The sequence below is a fragment of the Cupriavidus plantarum genome (assembly GCF_905397285.1).
GTDB lineage: Bacteria > Pseudomonadota > Gammaproteobacteria > Burkholderiales > Burkholderiaceae > Cupriavidus > Cupriavidus plantarum.
Window position 1 is genome coordinate 1330771 of the sequence record NZ_CAJPUX010000001.1, and the last position, 19115, is coordinate 1349885.

The following is a 19115-nucleotide window of genomic DNA, read 5'->3' on the forward strand; positions in this document are numbered from 1 at the left end:
ATAACGACAAGAGACATGTCAATCGACACCACGCTGCTGGTGATCGCGCTCGGTGCGGTCGTGGCGGGATTTGTGCAGGGGCTTTCGGGATTCGCATTCGGCATGGTGGCCATGTCGTTCTGGGCCTGGACCGTGGAGCCCAGGCTCGCCGCGGCGATGTCGGTGTTCGGCGCGCTGACCGGGCAACTGCTTGCGGCCTTCTCGGTGCGCCGCAAGTTTCATCTGACCGCGTTGCTGCCATTCCTGCTCGGCGGGGTGCTCGGGATTCCCGTGGGCGTGATGCTGCTGCCGGTGCTGAACGTCCACTGGTTCAAGATCGTGCTCGGCACGGTGCTCGTGATCTGGTGCCCGATCATGCTGTTCTCGGCCAGCATTCCGCGCATCACGCACGGGGGCCGCTTCGCCGACGGCATCGCGGGATGGCTCGGCGGCATCATGGGCGGCATTGGCGGCTTCACGGGCATGATCCCCACCCTCTGGTGCACGCTGCGCGGGTTCGAGAAGGACACGCAACGCACGATCATCCAGAACTTCAATCTCGGCGCGCTGATCGTCACGATGGCCGTCTATGTCGGCACGGGCATCGTCACCACGGACATGCTCCCGAAGTTCGCGATCGTGGCGCCCGCCATGCTGATTCCCACGCTGCTGGGTACGCGCGTCTACCTTGGCATCAGCGACCTCGCATTCCGGCGCATCGTGCTGTCGCTGCTGACATTGTCGGGCGTGGCGATGCTGACGGCGGCCGTGCCTAAGGTGCTGTAACGGCGGCAAGCGTGCCGAGCTGGCGCAGCCGCGCAAGCTGCCGGCCCACCGTTTCCACAAAAATTGCCGACGTGCCGAGGTCGCCGAACACGGGGACGTAACCCGTGATCCGCGCGACATCGCCGGCGAGGGGCCGTAACGCCGCCGCCATCGGATCCTCGATCGGATAGGCCTCGCTCCGCTCGTCGTACCCGCGCAGGAAATGGATCCATGCGGCCACGCCCAGCGCGAGGCGGTCGAAGGGTTCGCCGCGTGCGAGCCGTTCGGCGATCGGCGCCAGCAGCCGTTGCGGAATCTTTTGCGAACCGTCCATAGCGATCTGGCGCGTGCGGTGGCCGAGCGCGGGGTTCTCGAAGCGCGGCAGCAGGCTGTCCCGGTAGGCGTCGACGTCGAGCCCCGGCAGCGGGGGTAGCGTGGGTTGCAGCTCGTGCCGCATCGCCTCGTGGATGAAGGTGCGGACGGGCGGTTGCGCGATCACGCGGTCGGTGGTGGACCAGCCGGCCATCACGCCGAAATACGCCATCATCGACTGGCTGCCATTGACGAGCCGGTGCTTGAGCCGTTCGAAGGGCTGGGCATCGTCTACGAACTGTGCGCCGCCAGCTTCCCAATGCGGCCGGCCCGCTGCGAAGCGGTCTTCGACGACCCATTGCAGGAACGGTTCGCCGGCCACGGGCCATGCGTCGTGCAGTCCCAGCGCCGACGACACCCGCGCGACATCTTCCTCCGTCGTCTTCGGCACGATGCGATCGACCATGCTGTTCGGGAACGCGCAGTGTGCGTCGATCCAGGCGCGCAGCGCGGGATCGTAGCGCTCCGTGAAGGCCAGCAGCACGCCGCGCAGCGTATCGCCATTGCTGGCGAGGTTGTCGCAGGAGAGCAGCGTCACGGGGCCGAGGCCGCGTTCGCGCCGGCGCTGCAGGCCTCGGGCGAGGTAACCCAGTGCGGTGACCGGCGCGACCTCGTGCCTCAGGTCATGCGCGATATCCGGATCGTGCGGATTCAGCGCGCCCGTGCCGGGATCATGGCAGTAGCCTTTCTCGGTGATCGTCAGGCTCACGATGCGCGTGTCCGGGTGCGCGATACGATCGATGACGGCATCGGGAGCCTCGGCTGCTACCAGCACGTCGATCACCGCGCCGACGACACGAAGGGACTCGCCCGCGCCATCGCGCACGGCGAGCGTATAAAGCCCGCCCTGCGGCATCAGCGCGTCGCGCGTGTCGGGGCGCCGCAGCGACACGCCGACGATGCCCCAGCGTCGGTCCTCCGCGTCGGCTTCGAGCGCGTCCTCGGTGACCACCGCCTGATGCGCGCGGTGGAACGCGCCGATGCCGAGATGCACGATGCCGCCGCGCAGCGCTTCCCGGCGATATCGCGGTCCGCGCACGGCGAGCGCGTTCAGGCGCGACGGATGCAGGCGTTCCCTCCCCGTGTCCATTCCCATGTCCATCCTCGTCACCAGTGCCACAGCGTCCCGTCATGCGCGAGCCGGTTCACCGGCAGATAGGCGCGCTGATACGGATACTTCGCGGCCAGCGTCTCGTCGATCGTCACGCCATGTCCGGGCACATCGCCTGGGTACATCATGCCGTCGGCGAACGTGTACGCATGGGGGAACACCGCATCGGTCTCCTCGCTATGCCGCATGTACTCCTGCACCCCGAAATTCGGCACCCACAGGTCGAAATGGAGCGCCGCGCCCATGCAGACGGGCGAGAGGTCGGTGGCGCCGTGACAGCCTGTGCGCACCTGATACAGCGACGCGAAGTCCGCGATGCGCCGCAGATGCGTGATGCCGCCGGCGTGCACGACCGTCGCGCGGATATAGTCGATGAGCTGCGCCTCGATCAGGCCCTTGCAATCCCAGATGCTGCTGAAGATCTCGCCGACGGCGAGCGGTGTGACCGTGTGCTGGCGAATCAGCCGGAACGCCTCCTGATCTTCGGCGGGCGTCGCGTCCTCGATCCAGAACAATCGATAGGGCTCCAGCGACTTGCCCAGCCGTCCCGCCTCGATCGGCGTCAGGCGGTGATGCACGTCGTGCAGCAGATGCGTGTCCCAGCCGACGGCCTCGCGCACGGCCTCGAACAGCTTCGGCGTATGGTCGAGGTAGCGCTCGGTGCTCCAGTCGTGCTCGGAAGGCAGATTCGCATCGGCGGGCTCATAGAACATGCGGTCGCGGGAGACGCCGTAGACCTTGTTGAGCCCCGGCACGCCCGACTGCGCGCGGATCGCGCGATAGCCCATCTCCTTGTAGCGCAGCACTTCATCGACGGTGGAGGCGATATCGCTACCGTTGGCATGGCCGTACACCATCACGCCCGTGCGGCTCTTCCCGCCAAGCAGCTGATACAGCGGCAGGCCCGCCGCCTTGGCCTTGATGTCCCATAACGCCGTGTCCACGGCCGCGATGGCCGTCATCGTCACGGGGCCGCGCCGCCAGTACGCGCCGCGATACAGGTATTGCCAGATGTCCTCGATCTGATGCGCATCGCGCCCGATCAGGCACGGGATGACATGCTCCTCGAGGTAGGCCACCACCGCGAGCTCGCGGCCATTGAGCGTGGCATCGCCGATGCCGTCGAGCCCCTCGTCGGTCTCGATCTTGAGCGTCACGAAGTTGCGCCCCGGACTGCAGACGATCACGCGCGCGCCGGTAATCTTCATCCGTGTCTCCTGTTTATTGTCTCTACATCACGGCGCCCAGCGCCCATGGCACGAACTCGTTCTGCCCATAGCCATGCAGTTCGCTGCATGTCTTGCGGCCCGATGCGGTCTCCAGCATCAATCGGAAGATCGCCTCGCCCTTCTGCGCGACGGTGCTCGTGCCATCGAGGATGTCGCCGCAGTTGATGTCGATGTCCTCGGCCTGCCGCGCGAACAGCGCGTTGTTGGTCGACAGCTTGAGGGAAGGCGAGGGTGCGCACCCGTAGGCGGAGCCCCGCCCCGTGGTGAAGCAGATCAGGTTGGCCCCACCGGCCACCTGTCCGGTGGCGGACACGGGGTCGTACCCCGGGGTGTCCATGAAAACGAGCCCCTGCGCCTGGACCGGCTCCGCGAACTCGTACACCTCGACGAGGTTGGTGGTACCGCTCTTGGCCACCGCGCCAAGCGATTTCTCGAGAATCGTGGTGAGGCCCCCGGCCTTGTTGCCGGCCGATGGATTGTTGTCGAGGTTGCCCGCGTTGCGCGCGCAATAGTCCTCCCACCAGTATATGCGCGCGAGCAGACGCTCGGCGACGGCGGGCGACACCGCCCGGCGCGTGAGCAGATGCTCGGCGCCGTAGATTTCTGGGGTCTCGGAGAGAATCGCCGTGCCGCCATGCCGGACGACCAGATCGACGGCGGCGCCCAACGCCGGGTTGGCCGTGATGCCCGAGTAACCATCCGATCCGCCGCATTGCAGGCCGACGATCAGATGGCTCGCGGGCATGCGCTGGCGCGTGATGCGGTTGGCATCTTCGAGCAGCGCCCGCACCACGCCCACGCCACGGGCAACGGTCCTGGCGGTGCCGCCCGTGTCCTGAATATTGAAGCTGTGAAAGCGAGGGCCGGCCGCGAGATCGCCAAGCCCCGGTTCCGCGAGCAGCGCATCGATCTGGTTGGTCTCGCAGCCGAGGCCCACCACCAGCACGGCCGCGAAGTTCGGGTGGCGCGCGTAGCCGGCCAGCGTGCGACGCAGCACACGCAGGTTCTCGCCATCGCTGTCCGTCGCGCACCCGGCGCCATGCGTGAGCGCGATCACGCCGTCGACGTTGGGGTAGGGCGCCAGCGCCTCCGGATGGATATCGCGGCGGAAATGATCGGCGATGGCGCGCGCCACGGTGGCCGAGCAATTGACCGACGTGAGGATGCCGATATAGTTGCGCGTGGCCACGCGGCCATCGGCGCGCACAATGCCATCGAACGTGGCCTTCTCGGTGGCATAGTCGGTCGCATGCACATCGGCGCCGGCCGCATGGTCGCGCGCGAAGTCGCCCATCGCCAGATTATGCGTGTGCACGTGCTGGCCGGGTGCGATGTCCTGCCGCGCGAAGCCGATCACCTGGTTGTAGCGCCGCACGGGCGCGCCCGCGGCAATGGCGCGCACCGCGACCTTGTGCCCGGCCGGGATCAGGCCCTGCACGGTGACGCCTTCTTCCGCGAGCACGGTGCCAGACATCAGTTGACGGCATGCGATGACGATGTCGTCGCGGTCGTGCATGCGAACCACGTTGGGGGTCGTCATGGCGCTAGTTGGACCAGCCGCCGTCGATGATCTGCGCGGTGCCGGTCGTGAACGCCGATTCGTCGGACGCCAGGTACACCGCGAGCGCCGCGATTTCCGCCGCCGTGCCGATGCGGCCCATCGGCTGGCGCGCGACGAAGTCCGCCTCCACCTGCGTGAGGGAACGGCCGCTGCGGCGCGACTGATCGTCGATGCGTTGCCGCAGCGAGGGCGACTCCACCGTGCCGGGGCAGATGGCGTTGCAGCGGATGCCATGCGCGATGAAGTCCGCCGCCACCGATTTCGTCATGCCGATGACCGCGGCCTTGCTTGCGCCATATACGAAGCGGTTCGGCGCACCCTTGATGCTGCCCGCCACCGACGACATGTTGACGATCGACCCGCGCCGTCGCTCGACCATGGCGGGAAGGAAGGCGCGCATCATGCGGTACATCGCGGTGACGTTGAGCGCCATCGAGAATTCGAAGGCCGCATCGTCGCAGTCGAGGAGGGTGCCGTGGTGCACGTAGCCCGCGCCGTTGAACAGGATGTCGATCGCGCCGATGTCCGAGCCGATCTCCGCGGCCGCGGCGTCGATGGCCCTGCCATCGGTCACGTCGAGCCGCCGCGCGATGCATTGCGGCAGTTGCCCGAGTTCGGCGAGCGTCTCGGGGTTGATATCGGCGGCGATCACGCGCGCGCCTTCGCGCAGGAACGCTTCGACCGTGGCGCGGCCGATCCCCTGGCCTGCGGCGGTGACGAGGGCGAGTTTGCCCGCCAGTCTCTGTGACATGGGGTCTCCCGGAAGGGATGGATCGGTTATTTGCTGCCCACCATCTGTGGCAGCCACAGGGTGATTTGCGGCACGTAGGTGATCGCAATCAACGTCAGGAACAGCGGCACGAGCCAGGGCAGGATCGCCATCGTCGTACGCTCCACCGATAGCCTGGCCACGCGCGCGAGGACGAACAGCACCATCCCCAGCGGCGGATGCAGCAGTCCGATCATCAGGTTCAGCGTCATCACGAGTCCGAAGTGGATGGGGTCGATGCCGAGCTTCAACACGATCGGCAGCAGGATCGGCACGAGGATCGTGATGGCCGCGGTCGTGTCGATGAAGCAGCCGACGATGAGGATCAACACGTTGGCAAGCAGCAGGAACAACCACTTGTTGTGCGTGAAGCCGAGAATGGCGTCCGTCAGCATCTGCGCGGCCTGGCTCGTGGTCAGCAGCCACGCGAAGATCGACGCCGCGGTGACGATGAAGAGCACGGAAGCCGTGGTCTCGATCGTGTCAAGCGTGGCCTTGGCCAGCGCGCGCATCGTCATGGAGCGGTACCGCACGAGGCCGAGGAACAGGGCCCAGATGACCGCGGCCACCGCCGCTTCGGTCGGTGTAAACCAGCCGAGCGTCATGCCGCCGATCAGGATCACGGGAGCCATCAGCGCCATCACGGCCGAGAAGTCGAAGTACCAGTCGAGCGCGAGCAGGATCACGAGCGCGGACATCGCGGCCACGTTTGTCGAGACGCCCGCCCGGGTCATCAGCCAGATCGCGAGAGGAAAAGCGAGCACGACCAGTATCTCGATCGTGGCCGATCCGAGCAGATTCCACGAAAACGCCGTGTCGCCGCCCCAGCCGCGCCGGTGCGCGATCCACGCGACCGTGGCCATCATGAACGCCGTAAGCACGAGTCCCGGCAGGATGCCGGCGAGGAACAGCGAGCCGATCGACACGTTGGCCATCATCCCGTAGATCACGAACGGTAACGACGGCGGGATGATCGGCCCCAACGTGGCGGAGGCCGCGGTGACGCCCACCGCGAATTCGGTCTCGTAGCCGTGGTCCTTCATGGCCTTGATCTCGATGGTGCCGAGGCCCGCCGCGTCCGCGATGGCCGTGCCCGACATGCCTGAGAAGATCACGGAACCGATGATGTTCACGTGCCCGAGGCCGCCGCGCATCCATCCGACGAGCGCGACCGCGAAGTTGTAGATGCGGCCTGTGATGCCGGCGACGTTCATCAGGTTGCCGGCAAGGATGAAGAACGGTACGGCGAGCAGCGGGAAACTCTCGACGCCTGCGATCATCCGCTGGGCGAGGATGACATCGGGCACCGTGCCGCTGGTCCAGATATAGAGCAGCGAAGCCAGCGCCATCGCAACGGCCACCGGCATGCCGACCAGCATCAGGACGAGGAAAGACAGGATCAGGATCCACATGGTGCGCGCTCCGGGTCAGTCGTCGATGGCTTCGAATGCCTGTGGCCGCTCGAGGATCGAGTAGCCGCGGCGCCAGTTCTCCCAGCTCACCTGACAGGAGCGGGCGAACATCATGACGAAGCCCACCAGCGCGAACCAGTACACGTGGTCCTTGTTCCAGTCGATCGTGGTCATGGGTTCGTCGCCCACAATGCCGATATAGCGCCAGACGAGCCAGCTTGCGTACGCGAAGAACGCGGTGCGCACGATATCGACGAGCGTGGAGAGCACGCGCGCGGCACCGTGCGGCAGATAGCGGTAGAGCAGGTCCACCTGGATATGCCGGCAGCGGCGCATGCACATCGAGGCGCCGATGAAGACCACGCCGATCAGGCAGTACGTGGCCAGTTCCTCGGTCCAGGACAGGGAGTCGTTCATCACGTAGCGCGTGAAGAACTGCAGGAACACGAGCACCGTCATGACCCAGAACAGCAGGACGGTGAACCAGTCCTCGACGCCATGTCCCGAGATGTCGACGGGCTGCGCGTCGGCTTCCTCGAAGCTCTGGACGAGGTCCTCCACCGAGGACATATGGGGCGCAGGGCCGGCCGCCGGATCTTCTACCGGCTTGCGTACCGCGTTGGAGGCGTGCGTGGCCATGTCACTTCACCGCCTGGATCTTTTCCCAATCGGCCTTGCGGTACCCCTGCGATTCGAAGCTCACGTTCTTGAGCACGGCGTCGCGGTACTCGGGCACGCTGACCTGCGTCACCGTGATGCCCTTCTTCGTGAACACATCGACGAGCTCCTTCTCGCGCGCGGCCACGTCTTCGGTCGCCTTGACCGCGGCCTGCTGCATCACGTCGGTGAACATCTGCTTGTCCGCGTCGGGCAGCTTCTTCCACAGCGCGCCGGAGACGATGGTGTTGAGATGATCGACGATATGGCCCGTCAGCACGATGTACTTCTGTACCTCGTAGAACTTCTTTGCCTCGATGGTGCCGAGCGGGTTCTCCTGCGCCTCCACCGTGCCGTTCTGCAGCGCGAGGTAGACCTCGGCGAACGCGATCGGCGACGTGTTGACGCCGCACGCGCGCGGCATCGCCAGATACGCGGGCACGTCGGGCACGCGCATCTTCAGGCCCTTCATCTCCGCGCAGTGGGAAAACGGCTTGTTCGACGTGGACTGGCGCGTGCCGTAGTACGTCGTGGACACGATGTGGTTGCCTGTCTTCTCCTCGTAGCCCCGCGTGAGTTCCTTGTAAATATCGCTCTTTGTGTAGGCGACGAGGTGCGCGGGATCGCGGAACGTGTACGGGTAGTAGGTCACGCCGATGCGCGGAAACGACTTGGCGGCGAAGCTGGAGCCGGAGATGATGATGTCCACCGTGCCCAGCACGAGGCCCTGATTGATGTCGTTTTCCTTACCCAGCTGAGAGGCCGGAAACACGTCGATCTGGTACTTGCCGTTGCTGCGCTTCTTGATTTCCTCGGCGGCCCACACGGACCACTTGTGGAACGGCTCGGACGTCTCGTAGACGTGCGCCCACTTGAGCTTGGTGGGCGCCTGCGCGGTTTGCGCGGCGGCGGGCATGACGGCGCCGGCCATCAGCAGCGCGGCCCCAAGGACGAACGACGAGAACTGCCGACGACGATGCATCATGGTTGTCTCCTGATCTTCGTTGTGGACGCGACGCGGCCTCTGCGAGCCATCACGCGAAAGGGATTCGCCCGGGCTAGCCGGTCAACTGCACCTTGGTACTGCGGCCCTTGTCGGCCGCCAGGTGAAACGCTTCCACGGCCCGCGCGAGCGGCAACTGCGCGGACAGCAGCGGACGCACGTCGAGCCGGCGCCGCGCCAGCGTCTGCACGGCCCAGTCGAACTCGCGGCCGAAGCGGAACGCGCCGACGTAGTCGAGCTCGCGGGCCATCACGCTATTGGCCGGAAAATGCAGACCCTCCGCGGGTAGCGTGCCGATCTGCACGATGCGTCCCCCGCGGCGAGTCGCCGTCAGACAGGTGGCGAGCGCGCCGGGGCTGCCGGCGGCTTCGAGGCTGATATCGGCGATGTCCTGCAGGTCCGCCGCGGCCGCAAGATCGCCGCGAAGCGTGTCATCGGCGCCGACGCCCCGCGCCACCTCCAGCGGGCGATCCGCGATATCGCAGACGACAATGCGCGCCGCGCCGGCCAGCCGCGCCGCCATCACGGTGAGGCTGCCGATCGTGCCGCCGCCCGTCACGAGCACGGTCTTGCCGAGCAGCGGGCCCGCGCGATTGACGCCATGCAGCGCGACCGACAGCGGTTCCGCGAACGCGAGCTCGCCGAGCGACAGGTCGCTCTCCACGGGCGTGAGCTGCCGCTCGTGCATCAGGAAGTGTTGCCGGAACATGCCTTGCACGTGCGGATACACGCTCGCGCTGCCGAGAAAACGCATATTGCGGCAGAGATTGTCGCGGCCCTCGCGGCAGTAATCGCAGTGGCCGCATGCATGCGACGGATTGATCGCCACCTTCATGCCCGGCGCAAGACGCGTGACCGCACTCCCCACGGCCTCGACGATGCCCGCTGCCTCATGGCCTGGCGTCAGCGGCTCGCGAATCACGAACGCGCCGACCTTTCCGTGGAAAAAGTAGTGCAGGTCCGAGCCGCAGATGCCCGCCGCGCCGAGCCGTACGAGCACATCGTTTGGGCCGGGTGAGGGCGCCTCGACCTCGGTAAAGCGCAGGTCTTCGCTGCCGTGGATATGACAGGTGAGCGATGCGGTTGCCATCACGACGTCTCCTTGAGCGATGCCACCGCGGCACGGCTGGCGTCGGACGCGGCGGGCCATGCCGCATAGAAGCGCTGGTGCGACAGTTCGAGGTGCTCGCACATCGCCGCGCGCGCGGCATCGGGCGAGCAGGACGCGATGGCATCGACCACCGCGCGGTGCTCCGCGATCGCGGCGTGCCAGCTCTGCGCGTTCTCGAAGTGATTGCCGAACTGCGCCCACAACGGGTTCTGCCGTTCGTCGAACAATTCGGCCACGAGCCGCACCAGCACCGTGTTCTCCGCGGCCTCGCTGATGCGAAGGTGGAACAGCCGATCTCCGCGCGCGGGGATCTGTCCGCTGCCGGCCTCCTCGACCATCATGTCGATGGCCGCATCGAGGCTCTGCAGTAGCGCGGGCGTGCAGCGGCGCGCGGCGGTCGCGGCCATTTCACCTTCGATGGTCTGGCGCGCGCGAATGACGTCGAGCGGCGATTCGGCCATGACGCTCGCCGCGCGCGCACGATCCGTCGCGCTCATGTCGCTGACGTCGCGAACGTAGATGCCCGACCCCATGCGGACCTCGACGAAGCCTTCCACCTCGAGCGCGATCAGCGCCTCACGCACCGACGGCCGCGAGACGCCCAGCTGCACGGCAAGATCGCGCTCCGCCGGCAGCCGCTTGCCGACGGGAAACTCGCCACGCTCGATCAGGCTTCGCAGCTGATCGGCGATCTGACGGTAGAGGCGACGCGGTTCGATCTGCTGGATGGGCATCGACGATGGGTCAAAAGGTCAGCTGGTCAGACCAATTTGTAGGAGACACCTTCGTGATCGGCAAGAACAACTTGTGGCGCGGTGCAGCAAGTCAATCTGACACGCGGACTCCCAAATCTACAAGCCGGGGCGGGACAGACTGGGGCCATGAGGCGCCCGGAAGCCGCCCGTCGTCATGCGGAAAAGCGCAGAAGCGCAGCGGCTCTGCTGCGGAAAAACCCGGGAAAAGCAGGCATGCGGAAAATCAGGCCTCGCATTTGCTACTAACCTGAGTTCAGGTTGCCCGGTCGGGCGGCCCAACGTTCCATCAGTGAGGAGATCACGATGAAAACGAAGTCGTTAATACCATCCCTTCTCGTCGCCACGGGGCTGTTGGCCACCCCGTGGGTCCACGCGCAGCCGACGAACCAGATGCCGGGCGATGTCCCCGGCCAGACCGCGCCGATGGGTCCGCGTCCGATGCCGTCGCCAGGCCAGCAGGGCGGCACCCCTTCCACGGCCACGCCGATGCCGCCCGCTACGGGTGGCGGCGCGTATGGCCGTCCCACGCGTCCTGGCGGTCCCGGCGGTCCTGGCGGTCCCGGCATGCAAGGCGGTCCGGGCATGCAGGGCGACCCCGGCATGTCGCAGCAACGCCCGCCGGGCCCGCCGCCCGCGATGAGCGGCGGCGGACGTCCGCCGCAGCCGCCGATGGGCGCGCAGTCGCCGTACGCGCCGCAGAAATGGAGCAAGGGGGACAAGCTGCCCACCGAGTTCCGCGACCGGCAATACGTGATCGACAACTACAAGCAATATGACCTGCCCGCGCCGCGCAAGGGCCATCACTGGGTCGGCGTCGGCGCCGACTACTATCAGGTCTCGTCGAATGGCACGATCTTCTCGGTCGGTCCGCAATAAGCGCACCCCGCGATGAAAAAAAGGGCGCACGCGGTGCGCCCTTTTTTTTCTCGCGCGCGGGAGTGGACCCGGGGAGTGGACCCGGGGAGTGGACCCGGCGAGTGGACCCGGTATGTGGACTCAGTACGAGATTTTCGCGCTCAGGCTGACCGCGCGCGGGTCCGCGGGCTGGATGTAGTTCGCGTACTGGAAGCCCCAGTAGCGCTTGTTGGTCAGGTTGCTCAGCGCCGCGCGCAGCGTGACTTCCTTGCCCGCGATGCGCGTGTTGTAGGTCGCGCCGAGGTTGAAGATCGTATAGCCGCCGAGCGTCAGGTCGCCTTCCGGACGCGCCTTGACGGTGCTCGTGTACTTGCCGTCGATGCCGACCTTCAGGCCCGGCACGAGCGGCACGCGATAGGCGAGGCGGCCCGTCAGCATCAGGTTCGGCGCGCCCGCCACGCGGTTGCCGATATTGGCCTGGCCCTGATCGTAGTAGCTGTCGAGGTACATCGCGCTGCCGCCGACTTCCCACTGCGAACCGATGCGCGCGCCCGCGGCCAGTTCCACGCCCTGATAGATCGACTTGCCGTCCTGCACGAACACCGGCAGCGTGCCCGCGCCCGCGTCGCGGCCGTACTCGGTGCGCTGCTCGATGCGGAAGAGCGCCGCGGTGCCGTTCCAGATACCCTGTTCGGTCTTCGCGCCAACTTCGTACTGGCGGCTCTTTGCGGGCGTCAGCGCCTGGCCCGCATTCGAGTAGAACGACGACACGATACCGCCGCCGTCGAAGGACTCGACGTAGCTTGCGTACAGCATCGTGCTCGGCATCGGCTTGAACATGATCGCCGCGGTCGGCGTGAGCAGGCCATGCTTCGTGTAGTTGGTGTCGGCCCCGACGGATCCCGGCGTGCCGTAGCCGTTCTGCTCGTAGTTCGTCACGCGCAGGCCGCCAAGCACCGACCACTTGTCGGTGATATGGATCGTGTCGCTGACGAACGCGGCCTTCTGCGTGGTATCGCCCGCGCGATACTTCGTCATGCCCCACTGGCTCCAGTACTGGCCCACATAAGGGGCGAACAGATTGCCGCCCGGGAGCGCGGTATTGACGTAGTTGCTGCTGTAGCGATCGATCTGTTCCTGCCAGCTCAACCCCGCGACCAGTTCATGGCGCAGGAATCCCGTGCGGAACTTGCCTTCGACCATCGTCGTCCAGTTCGTGAACTGCTGGCTTTCGGAGCCGTCGTAGCGCAGGTCCGTGTAGTCGCCGGCCGCGTTCGAGAGGAAGAACGTCGACTCGTTACGCGTGCGCGACTGCTTGCTGAAGCTGTACGTGGTGCTGACGGTCCAGTCGTCGTTGAGCCTGTAGCGCAGACCGGTCTGATATACCTGCAGGTTCGAGAAGAAGTGCGCATCGTTGCCGGCGTAGAGTCCGCCACGGCCGCTGATCGTGCCGGGCAGCTGGCCATTCGCGGCGATGCTGCCGACGTAGAAGGACGGCGTGCCGCCCCAGGTGTTGCGATCCTGATAGATGCCGTCGAACGTCCACGTGAGGTCTCGCGTGAGGCGCGCGTCGAGCCCCAGCGACACGGTGTTGCGGTTCAGACCGACGGCGTTGCTCGGCTTGCCTTCCTCGTGCGTGAGGTTCAGGCGGTAACCGAACATGTTGTCGGGACCCGCGCGTCCGCCGATGTCGACGTGCTCGGTCCACACGTGCGACGAACGGTAGCCGAGGTCGACGCTGGCGGTGAACTGCTCCGTCGGTTTCTTGGTCACGTAATTGACCGTGCCGCCCGGATTGCCGAAGCCATACATGAAGCCCGACGCGCCCTTGAGCAGTTCCACCTGTTCGAGCTGTTCGTAAGGCATCGTGAGGCCGTACGCGATGAACGGCATGCCGTTGATCTTGTACGCGTTGCGCCAGTCCAGCTGCAGGCCGCGCACGGTCGTGTACGACGCCCAGGCGTTGCCGGGGTTGCTGTTGTCCGTCACCGACGCATCGTTGAAGAACACGTCGCCGATCTTCGTGACGCCACGGTCGGCGAGGTCTTCGCCGGTCACGACGGTCGTCGAGAACGGCGTCTCCAGCTGCGTGCGGTTGCCGAGCGCGCCGCCCGATGCCTTCCTGTCCAGCTGCGGGCCGACATCGATGTCCTGCCGCGCCTGCACGGTGACCGTCGGCAGGGCGGCTTCCGGCGCAGGCGTGGCGGTCTGGGCGAGCGCGGCCCCGCAGAGCGGGAAGCCGGCCAGCACGACAGTGCGGGCGAGCGCGGCAATGGGACGAACGCGAGGGGAACGGCGAAGGGTCATGACGGCGGAGAGATAGGAAAATTCAGGAAATTGCAGGGGCAAGAATCGAATGGCGAATCGCAATGAGAACAACTCGCATTACGATTCGTAACGGCCCGAATGATCCTATCGGACGCGGTACGCCGTCAAGCGAACCGCGTCTTGCAACGAAGAAGCAACAACGAAACGTGGCAGGCCTGCCACTGTTGTGTGAAACGAAACTAGCCGGGCAGCGCTTCGTAGGTTACGAGGAACACCTGCTCCTCGCCGGCGCTCACGGGCAGCCAGACGATCTCGAGGTGCGGGAACGCGGCCTCGACGTTCGCATGCTCGTTGCCGATCTCGACAACCAGCACACCGCCCGGATTGAGCCGTTTTTTCGCGCCCGCGACGATCCGGCGCACGATGTCCATGCCGTCGTCGCCGCCCGCCAGCGCCATGCGCGGCTCCGCCAGATACTCGGGAGGCAGGTCGCGCATCGAGGCTTCGTTGACGTAGGGCGGGTTGGTCAGGATCACGTCGTATGTAGCGCCAGCCGGCAGGGGATCATAGAGGTCGCCCTCGAACAGGGTGATGCGGTCTTCCATGCGGTAGTCGGCCACGTTGCGGCGTGCGACGGCAAGCGCGTCCGGCGACAGGTCCACCGCATCGATATGGGCCGCGGGCCAGACGTGCGCCGCGATGATGGGCAGGCAACCCGAGCCCGTGCAGAGTTCGAGCACCGGCCCGATCTGCGACACGTCGCCGATCCAGGGCTCGAGCCCTTCCTGCAGCAGTTCGCCGACGAAACTGCGCGGCACGATCACGCGCGAGTCCACGTAGAAACGCAGGCCGTGCATGAACGCCTCGTGCGTGATGTACGCGGCGGGCACGCGCTCGGTCACGCGGCGTTCGATCACGGCGAGCACCGCATCGATTTCCTCCGGCAGCAGGCGCGCGTCGAGGAACGGGTCGAGCGTATCCAGCGGCAGCGTCAGCGTATGGAGCACCAGGTAGGCGGCTTCGTCATACGCATTGGCGCTGCCATGACCGAACGAGAGCCTGGCCCCATGGAAGCGCGATACCGCGTAGCGCAGCAGATCGCGCACGGTGCGCAGTGAAGAATGGGAAGGGGTGGGGGCCATGATGCAAAATCTTGGTTAGGCGATCAGACGTTCAAGCACGCCGCGGTAGACGTTCTTCAGCGGCTCGATGAAGCGGACTTCCACGTGCTCGTCGATCTTGTGGATGCTCGCGTTCGGCGGCCCGAACTCGATGACCTGCGGGCAGATCTTCGCGATGAAGCGCCCATCGGACGTACCGCCTGTCGTCGACAGCTCGGTCTTCACGCCGGTCTCGGCGGCGATGGCCGCCGTGAGGGCTTCCGACAGGTCGCCACGCGGCGTCAGGAACGGCTCGCCGCCGAGCGTCCAGTCGAGCGTGTAGTCGAGCTGATGCGCATCGAGAATCGCATGCACGCGCGCCTTGAGGCCGTCCGGCGTGCTTGCCGTGGAAAAGCGGAAGTTGAAGTCGATGGTCACGTGACCTGGAATCACGTTGGTCGCGCCCGTGCCCGCGTGGATGTTCGACATCTGCCACGTGGTCGGCGGGAAGTACTCATTGCCTTCGTCCCACGTCTCGCCGACGAGCGCGGTCAGCGCCGGCGCGGCCAGATGGATCGGGTTGCGCGCAAGGTGCGGGTAGGCGATATGGCCCTGCACGCCCTTCACGGTGAGCTTGCCCGACAGCGAACCGCGGCGGCCATTCTTGACCATGTCGCCAAGCGTATCGACCGAGGTCGGCTCGCCCACCACGCAGTAGTCCAGGCGCTCGCCGCGCGCGCGCAGCGCTTCCACGACCTTGACGGTGCCGTCGTGCGCCGGACCTTCCTCGTCGCTGGTGATCAGGAACGCGATCGAACCGGCATGGTCCGGATGCGCCTGCACGAATTCCTCGACGGCGACCACGAAGCCCGCGATCGACGTCTTCATGTCCGCCGCGCCGCGGCCGTAGAGCTTGCCGTCACGATGCGTCGGCAGGAACGGATCCGACGTCCACTGGTCGAGCGGGCCCGTCGGCACGACATCGGTGTGGCCCGCGAACGCGAGCAGCTTGCCGTCCGTGCCCCGCGTGCCGCGCCTGACCGCCCAGAGGTTGGTCACGCGGAAGTCGTCAGGTCCGCTGACGATGGCTTCGCAGGTGAAGCCGAGCGCCTTGAGGCGCGATTCGAGCACGGCCTGGCAGCCTTCGTCGGCGGGCGTGACCGAGCGGCGGCGCATCAGGTCTTCGGTGAGGGCGAGCGTGGGATTCATGACGATATGGCTAGGCAAAAAAACGCGGGCTTGGGTATAGAGCTCAAAACGCGCCGGAATATTGCTCGGGCTTGAACCCGACTTCGACCTTGCCGCCGGACTCCAGCACCGGCCGCTTGATCAGCGAAGGGCTCTGCTGCATCAGCGCGATCGCACCGGCTTCGCTCTCGGCGAGCGCCTTGTCGGCGTCCGACAGCGCGCGGTACGTGTTGCCCTTCTTGTTGAGCAGCGTGGTCAGCGGCACGTGCTTCAGCCAGCCGCGCAGCATCGCTTCGCTGACGCCTTGCTTCTTGAAGTCGTGAAAGGTGTAGTCGACGCCGTGGTCGGTAAGCCACGTGCGGGCCTTCTTGACGGTGTCGCAGTTGGGAATGCCGTAGAGCAGGACAGTCATGATGTGCGGAGCAGGAGGTTGAGGGCGATGACGAGCGCGCCGATGCCAAGCGCCACGCCACCCATCGCCACCGCCGTCATCAGGCGCAGGCGGCGATCGAGGCGGGCCGCTTCCTTGCGCAGCGCCTCGATCGTGATCGCGTGCTGCTCGGCCAGCATCTTGACGGCCTCCGCCTGCTGGAGCGCGGCGGCTTCGAGCTCGGCGATGCGGGCCGCCGTGCGCGCGGCATCGCCGAGCGCGCGGTTGCCCCCCGCGTCGGCGTTGTCGGCATTGGCGGCGCTATCGTCCGTACCGTCCTTGCGCCGCGCCTTCTTGATCTTCTCGATGGTCTTGTTGGCCTGTTCGAGAATCGTCGGCAGCAGGGACAGCACGGTGCCGACGGTAGCGGGGTCCAGTCCCATGAGTCGTCGGCCGATGGCGATCAGTCGCCGCGCAGCAGGTCGTTCAGGCTGGTCTTGGCGCGCGTCTGCGCGTCGACCTTCTTCACGATCACGGCGCAATACAGGCTGTACGAACCATCCTTCGACGGCAGGTTGCCGGCAACGACCACGGAGCCCGCCGGCACGCGGCCGTAATGGATCTCGCCGGTTTCGCGGTCGTAGATCTTGGTCGACTGGCCGAGGTACACGCCCATCGAGATCACCGAGTTCTCTTCGACGATCACGCCTTCCACGACTTCCGAACGCGCGCCGATGAAGCAGTTGTCTTCGATGATGACGGGGTTGGCCTGCAGCGGCTCCAGCACGCCACCGATGCCCACGCCGCCCGACAGGTGCACATTCTTGCCGATCTGCGCGCAAGAGCCGACCGTGGCCCACGTATCGACCATCGTGCCTTCATCGACGTACGCGCCGATGTTCGTGTACGACGGCATCAGCACGGCATTCCTGGCGATGTACGAACCGCGGCGCGCCACGGCGGGCGGCACCACGCGGAAGCCCGCCTTGGCGAAGTCTTCGGCGGACCAGTTGGCGAACTTGGTCGGCACCTTGTCGTAGAACTGGGCAAAGCCGCCGGCGCTCATCGGCGCGTTGTCTTCCAGGCGGAACGACAGCAGCACGGCCTTCTTGACCCACTGGTTGACGATCCACTCCTTGCCTTGCTTCTCGGCCACGCGCAGCGCGCCCGAGTCCAGTTGCGAGATCACGTTCGCCACGGCCTCGCGGATATCGTTCGGGGCCGACTTCGGCGACAGGCTTGCGCGGTCTTCCCAGGCCTGGTCGATCAGGGCTTGCAGTGCTTGCGTCATGATGTTTTCTCGCTCTTGCGTTCGTAATGTTGAGGATCGGTGCGATGCCGCGCGGCATCGCGAAGAAGGGGGATTCCGCTCAGCCGAGCGATTTGCAGAACTCGACGATACGGCGCGCGCCGGAGCGGCATTCGTCCGGCGTGGCCACAAGCGCCATGCGCACGCGATTGACGCCGGGATTCACGCCATGCGCGTCGCGCGCGAGGAAGCTGCCGGGCAAAACCGTCAGGTTCTGCGCGGCAAGCAGGCGCCGCGCGAACTCGGTATCCGACAGGCCCGTGCGCGACACGTCGGCCCACAGGTAGAACGCGGCATCGGGCAGCTTCACGTCCAGCACTTCCGACAGCATGGGCGTGACCTCGCGGAATTTCTCGACGTACGCGGTGCGGTTGTCGCGCACGTGCACTTCGTCGTTCCACGCAGCCACGCTGGCCGCCTGCACGGACGCGCTCATCGCGGTGCCATGGTACGTGCGGTACAGCAGGAATTTCTTCAGCAGCGACGGATCGCCGGCGACGAAGCCCGAACGCAGCCCCGGCACGTTCGAGCGCTTGGACAGGCTCGAGAACATGACGAGCCGTTCGAAGCCGCGGCCCAGCTTGTGCGCGGCTTCCAGCGCGCCCAGCGGCGGGTTGGCCTCGTCGAAATAGATCTCGGAGTAGCACTCGTCGGACGCGATCACGAAGCCGTGGCGATCGGACAGCGCGAACAGCTGCTTCCAGTCGTCGAGCGACATCACGGCGCCGGTCGGATTGCCCGGCGAGCACACGTACAGCAACTGGACGTCGGCCCATGCGGAGTCGGGAATCTGTTCGAACGCCGGCGCGAAGTTGCGCGCGGGGTCGCTGTTCGCGAAAACCGGGCGCGCGCCGGCGAGCAGCGCCGCGCCTTCATAGATCTGATAGAACGGGTTCGGGCACACGACCAGCGGGTTCGGCCGCGAGGCATCGATCACGGTCTGCGCGAACGAGAACAGCGCCTCGCGCGAGCCCGCGACGGGCAGCACCTGCGTCAGTGCGTCGACCGCGGGCAGGTGGTAGCGGCGCTCGAGCCAGCGCGCGACGGCCTGGCGCAGTCCATCGGAGCCGATCGTGCTCGGGTACACGGCGAGGCCGCCCAGCGATTCGAGCAGCGCGTCCTTGATGAACTGCGGGGTCGGGTGCTTGGGTTCGCCGATGCCGAAGCTGATCGCCGGGACCTCGGCGGGTTTGACGTCCGCCACCAGCGCGCGCAGTTTCTCGAAAGGATAGGTCTGGAGCAGGTCGAGGCGCGGATTCACGGTGGCGTAGCAGTGCATGCGGTGGAAACGCAGCATTATA

General features: G+C 66.3%; 18 protein-coding genes. 2 read left to right on the top strand and 16 right to left on the bottom strand.

Annotated features, from left to right (window positions below; all coding sequences use genetic code 11):
* The first annotated feature begins 15 nt into the window (after positions 1–15).
* Positions 16–765, top strand: a complete 750-nt coding sequence (locus KHP16_RS06175) for a sulfite exporter TauE/SafE family protein (RefSeq protein WP_407935120.1) — start codon at positions 16–18, stop codon at positions 763–765.
* Here KHP16_RS06175 and KHP16_RS06180 read toward each other — a convergent pair.
* The 9 genes from KHP16_RS06180 to KHP16_RS06220 form a co-directional block, all read right to left on the bottom strand.
* Positions 752–2212 carry a mannitol dehydrogenase family protein gene (locus KHP16_RS06180; protein WP_244835654.1) on the bottom strand — a complete coding sequence of 487 codons (1461 nt, stop codon included), beginning with the start codon at positions 2210–2212 and terminating at the stop codon, positions 752–754. The two genes, KHP16_RS06175 and KHP16_RS06180, sit on opposite strands and share 14 nt — an antisense overlap.
* Positions 2213–2223: 11 nt before the next feature.
* Positions 2224–3435 (bottom strand): D-mannonate dehydratase ManD, encoded by a 1212-nt coding sequence (gene manD, locus KHP16_RS06185; RefSeq protein ID WP_109581271.1) that lies wholly within the window; start codon positions 3433–3435, stop codon positions 2224–2226.
* A gap of 22 nt (positions 3436–3457) precedes the next feature.
* Positions 3458–4996 carry a UxaA family hydrolase gene (locus tag KHP16_RS06190; protein ID WP_211959752.1) on the bottom strand — a complete coding sequence of 513 codons (1539 nt, stop codon included), beginning with the start codon at positions 4994–4996 and terminating at the stop codon, positions 3458–3460.
* 4 nt (positions 4997–5000) lie between these two features.
* Positions 5001–5768 (bottom strand): SDR family oxidoreductase, encoded by a 768-nt coding sequence (locus KHP16_RS06195; RefSeq protein ID WP_109581269.1) that lies wholly within the window; start codon positions 5766–5768, stop codon positions 5001–5003.
* 26 nt (positions 5769–5794) lie between these two features.
* Entirely contained in the window at positions 5795–7198 is a 1404-nt protein-coding gene (locus KHP16_RS06200; RefSeq protein WP_211959753.1) for a TRAP transporter large permease, read from the bottom strand.
* A gap of 15 nt (positions 7199–7213) precedes the next feature.
* The gene (locus KHP16_RS06205) at positions 7214–7837 is read right to left on the bottom strand and encodes a TRAP transporter small permease (RefSeq protein ID WP_121490996.1); all 624 of its coding nucleotides are present in this window, start codon (positions 7835–7837) and stop codon (positions 7214–7216) included.
* Between the two features lies 1 nt (position 7838).
* Entirely contained in the window at positions 7839–8786 is a 948-nt protein-coding gene (locus KHP16_RS06210) for a sialic acid TRAP transporter substrate-binding protein SiaP (RefSeq protein ID WP_415831207.1), read from the bottom strand.
* Positions 8787–8913: 127 nt separating this feature from the next.
* Complete coding sequence (locus KHP16_RS06215) at positions 8914–9948, bottom strand: L-idonate 5-dehydrogenase (RefSeq protein ID WP_211959754.1); 1035 nt, start codon at positions 9946–9948, stop codon at positions 8914–8916.
* Positions 9948–10703: a FadR/GntR family transcriptional regulator gene (locus tag KHP16_RS06220; RefSeq protein ID WP_109581265.1), complete on the bottom strand. Its 756-nt coding sequence runs from the start codon at positions 10701–10703 to the stop codon at positions 9948–9950. Before KHP16_RS06220 ends, KHP16_RS06215 begins: the two co-directional genes overlap by 1 nt.
* A gap of 324 nt (positions 10704–11027) precedes the next feature.
* Between KHP16_RS06220 and KHP16_RS28305 the strand changes: the two genes are divergently transcribed.
* Positions 11028–11600 carry an RcnB family protein gene (locus KHP16_RS28305; RefSeq protein WP_244835656.1) on the top strand — a complete coding sequence of 191 codons (573 nt, stop codon included), beginning with the start codon at positions 11028–11030 and terminating at the stop codon, positions 11598–11600.
* A 120-nt stretch (positions 11601–11720) separates the two neighbouring features.
* Here the strand turns inward: KHP16_RS28305 and KHP16_RS06230 are convergent, their stop codons facing one another.
* The 7 genes from KHP16_RS06230 to dapC form a co-directional block, all read right to left on the bottom strand.
* The gene (locus KHP16_RS06230; protein ID WP_211959755.1) at positions 11721–13886 is read right to left on the bottom strand and encodes a TonB-dependent siderophore receptor; all 2166 of its coding nucleotides are present in this window, start codon (positions 13884–13886) and stop codon (positions 11721–11723) included.
* Positions 13887–14086: 200 nt separating this feature from the next.
* Positions 14087–14989, bottom strand: a complete 903-nt coding sequence (gene prmB, locus KHP16_RS06235; RefSeq protein ID WP_121490993.1) for a 50S ribosomal protein L3 N(5)-glutamine methyltransferase — start codon at positions 14987–14989, stop codon at positions 14087–14089.
* Positions 14990–15004: 15 nt separating this feature from the next.
* Complete coding sequence (gene dapE / locus KHP16_RS06240; protein WP_211959756.1) at positions 15005–16156, bottom strand: succinyl-diaminopimelate desuccinylase; 1152 nt, start codon at positions 16154–16156, stop codon at positions 15005–15007.
* Positions 16157–16199: 43 nt separating this feature from the next.
* Positions 16200–16547, bottom strand: coding sequence for an arsenate reductase (locus tag KHP16_RS06245; protein ID WP_211959757.1), 348 nt, complete (start codon positions 16545–16547; stop codon positions 16200–16202).
* The gene (locus tag KHP16_RS06250) at positions 16544–16948 is read right to left on the bottom strand and encodes a hypothetical protein (protein ID WP_179592978.1); all 405 of its coding nucleotides are present in this window, start codon (positions 16946–16948) and stop codon (positions 16544–16546) included. The genes KHP16_RS06245 and KHP16_RS06250 overlap by 4 nt, the downstream gene beginning before the upstream one ends.
* A 20-nt stretch (positions 16949–16968) precedes the next feature.
* Positions 16969–17796 (bottom strand): 2,3,4,5-tetrahydropyridine-2,6-dicarboxylate N-succinyltransferase, encoded by an 828-nt coding sequence (gene dapD, locus KHP16_RS06255; protein ID WP_115952177.1) that lies wholly within the window; start codon positions 17794–17796, stop codon positions 16969–16971.
* 79 nt (positions 17797–17875) lie between these two features.
* On the bottom strand, positions 17876–19075 hold the full coding sequence (dapC, locus tag KHP16_RS06260) for a succinyldiaminopimelate transaminase (RefSeq protein WP_115952855.1): 1200 nt from the start codon (positions 19073–19075) through the stop codon (positions 17876–17878).
* Between the last annotated feature and the right edge of the window lie 40 nt (positions 19076–19115).

Excerpts from the sequence above, each read along its gene's own strand:
- KHP16_RS06175 (WP_407935120.1), top strand. The coding sequence starts at position 16 with ATGTCAATCGACACCACGCTGCTGGTGATCGCGCTCGGTGCGGTCGTG.
- KHP16_RS06180 (WP_244835654.1), bottom strand. The coding sequence starts at position 2,212 with ATGGGAATGGACACGGGGAGGGAACGCCTGCATCCGTCGCGCCTGAAC.
- manD (WP_109581271.1), bottom strand. The coding sequence starts at position 3,435 with ATGAAGATTACCGGCGCGCGCGTGATCGTCTGCAGTCCGGGGCGCAAC.
- KHP16_RS06190 (WP_211959752.1), bottom strand. The coding sequence starts at position 4,996 with ATGACGACCCCCAACGTGGTTCGCATGCACGACCGCGACGACATCGTC.
- KHP16_RS06195 (WP_109581269.1), bottom strand. The coding sequence starts at position 5,768 with ATGTCACAGAGACTGGCGGGCAAACTCGCCCTCGTCACCGCCGCAGGC.
- KHP16_RS06200 (WP_211959753.1), bottom strand. The coding sequence starts at position 7,198 with ATGTGGATCCTGATCCTGTCTTTCCTCGTCCTGATGCTGGTCGGCATG.
- KHP16_RS06205 (WP_121490996.1), bottom strand. The coding sequence starts at position 7,837 with ATGGCCACGCACGCCTCCAACGCGGTACGCAAGCCGGTAGAAGATCCG.
- KHP16_RS06210 (WP_415831207.1), bottom strand. The coding sequence starts at position 8,786 with ATGGCCGGCGCCGTCATGCCCGCCGCCGCGCAAACCGCGCAGGCGCCC.
- KHP16_RS06215 (WP_211959754.1), bottom strand. The coding sequence starts at position 9,948 with ATGGCAACCGCATCGCTCACCTGTCATATCCACGGCAGCGAAGACCTG.
- KHP16_RS06220 (WP_109581265.1), bottom strand. The coding sequence starts at position 10,703 with ATGCCCATCCAGCAGATCGAACCGCGTCGCCTCTACCGTCAGATCGCC.
- KHP16_RS28305 (WP_244835656.1), top strand. The coding sequence starts at position 11,028 with ATGAAAACGAAGTCGTTAATACCATCCCTTCTCGTCGCCACGGGGCTG.
- KHP16_RS06230 (WP_211959755.1), bottom strand. The coding sequence starts at position 13,886 with ATGACCCTTCGCCGTTCCCCTCGCGTTCGTCCCATTGCCGCGCTCGCC.
- prmB (WP_121490993.1), bottom strand. The coding sequence starts at position 14,989 with ATGGCCCCCACCCCTTCCCATTCTTCACTGCGCACCGTGCGCGATCTG.
- dapE (WP_211959756.1), bottom strand. The coding sequence starts at position 16,156 with ATGAATCCCACGCTCGCCCTCACCGAAGACCTGATGCGCCGCCGCTCG.
- KHP16_RS06245 (WP_211959757.1), bottom strand. The coding sequence starts at position 16,547 with ATGACTGTCCTGCTCTACGGCATTCCCAACTGCGACACCGTCAAGAAG.
- KHP16_RS06250 (WP_179592978.1), bottom strand. The coding sequence starts at position 16,948 with ATGGGACTGGACCCCGCTACCGTCGGCACCGTGCTGTCCCTGCTGCCG.
- dapD (WP_115952177.1), bottom strand. The coding sequence starts at position 17,796 with ATGACGCAAGCACTGCAAGCCCTGATCGACCAGGCCTGGGAAGACCGC.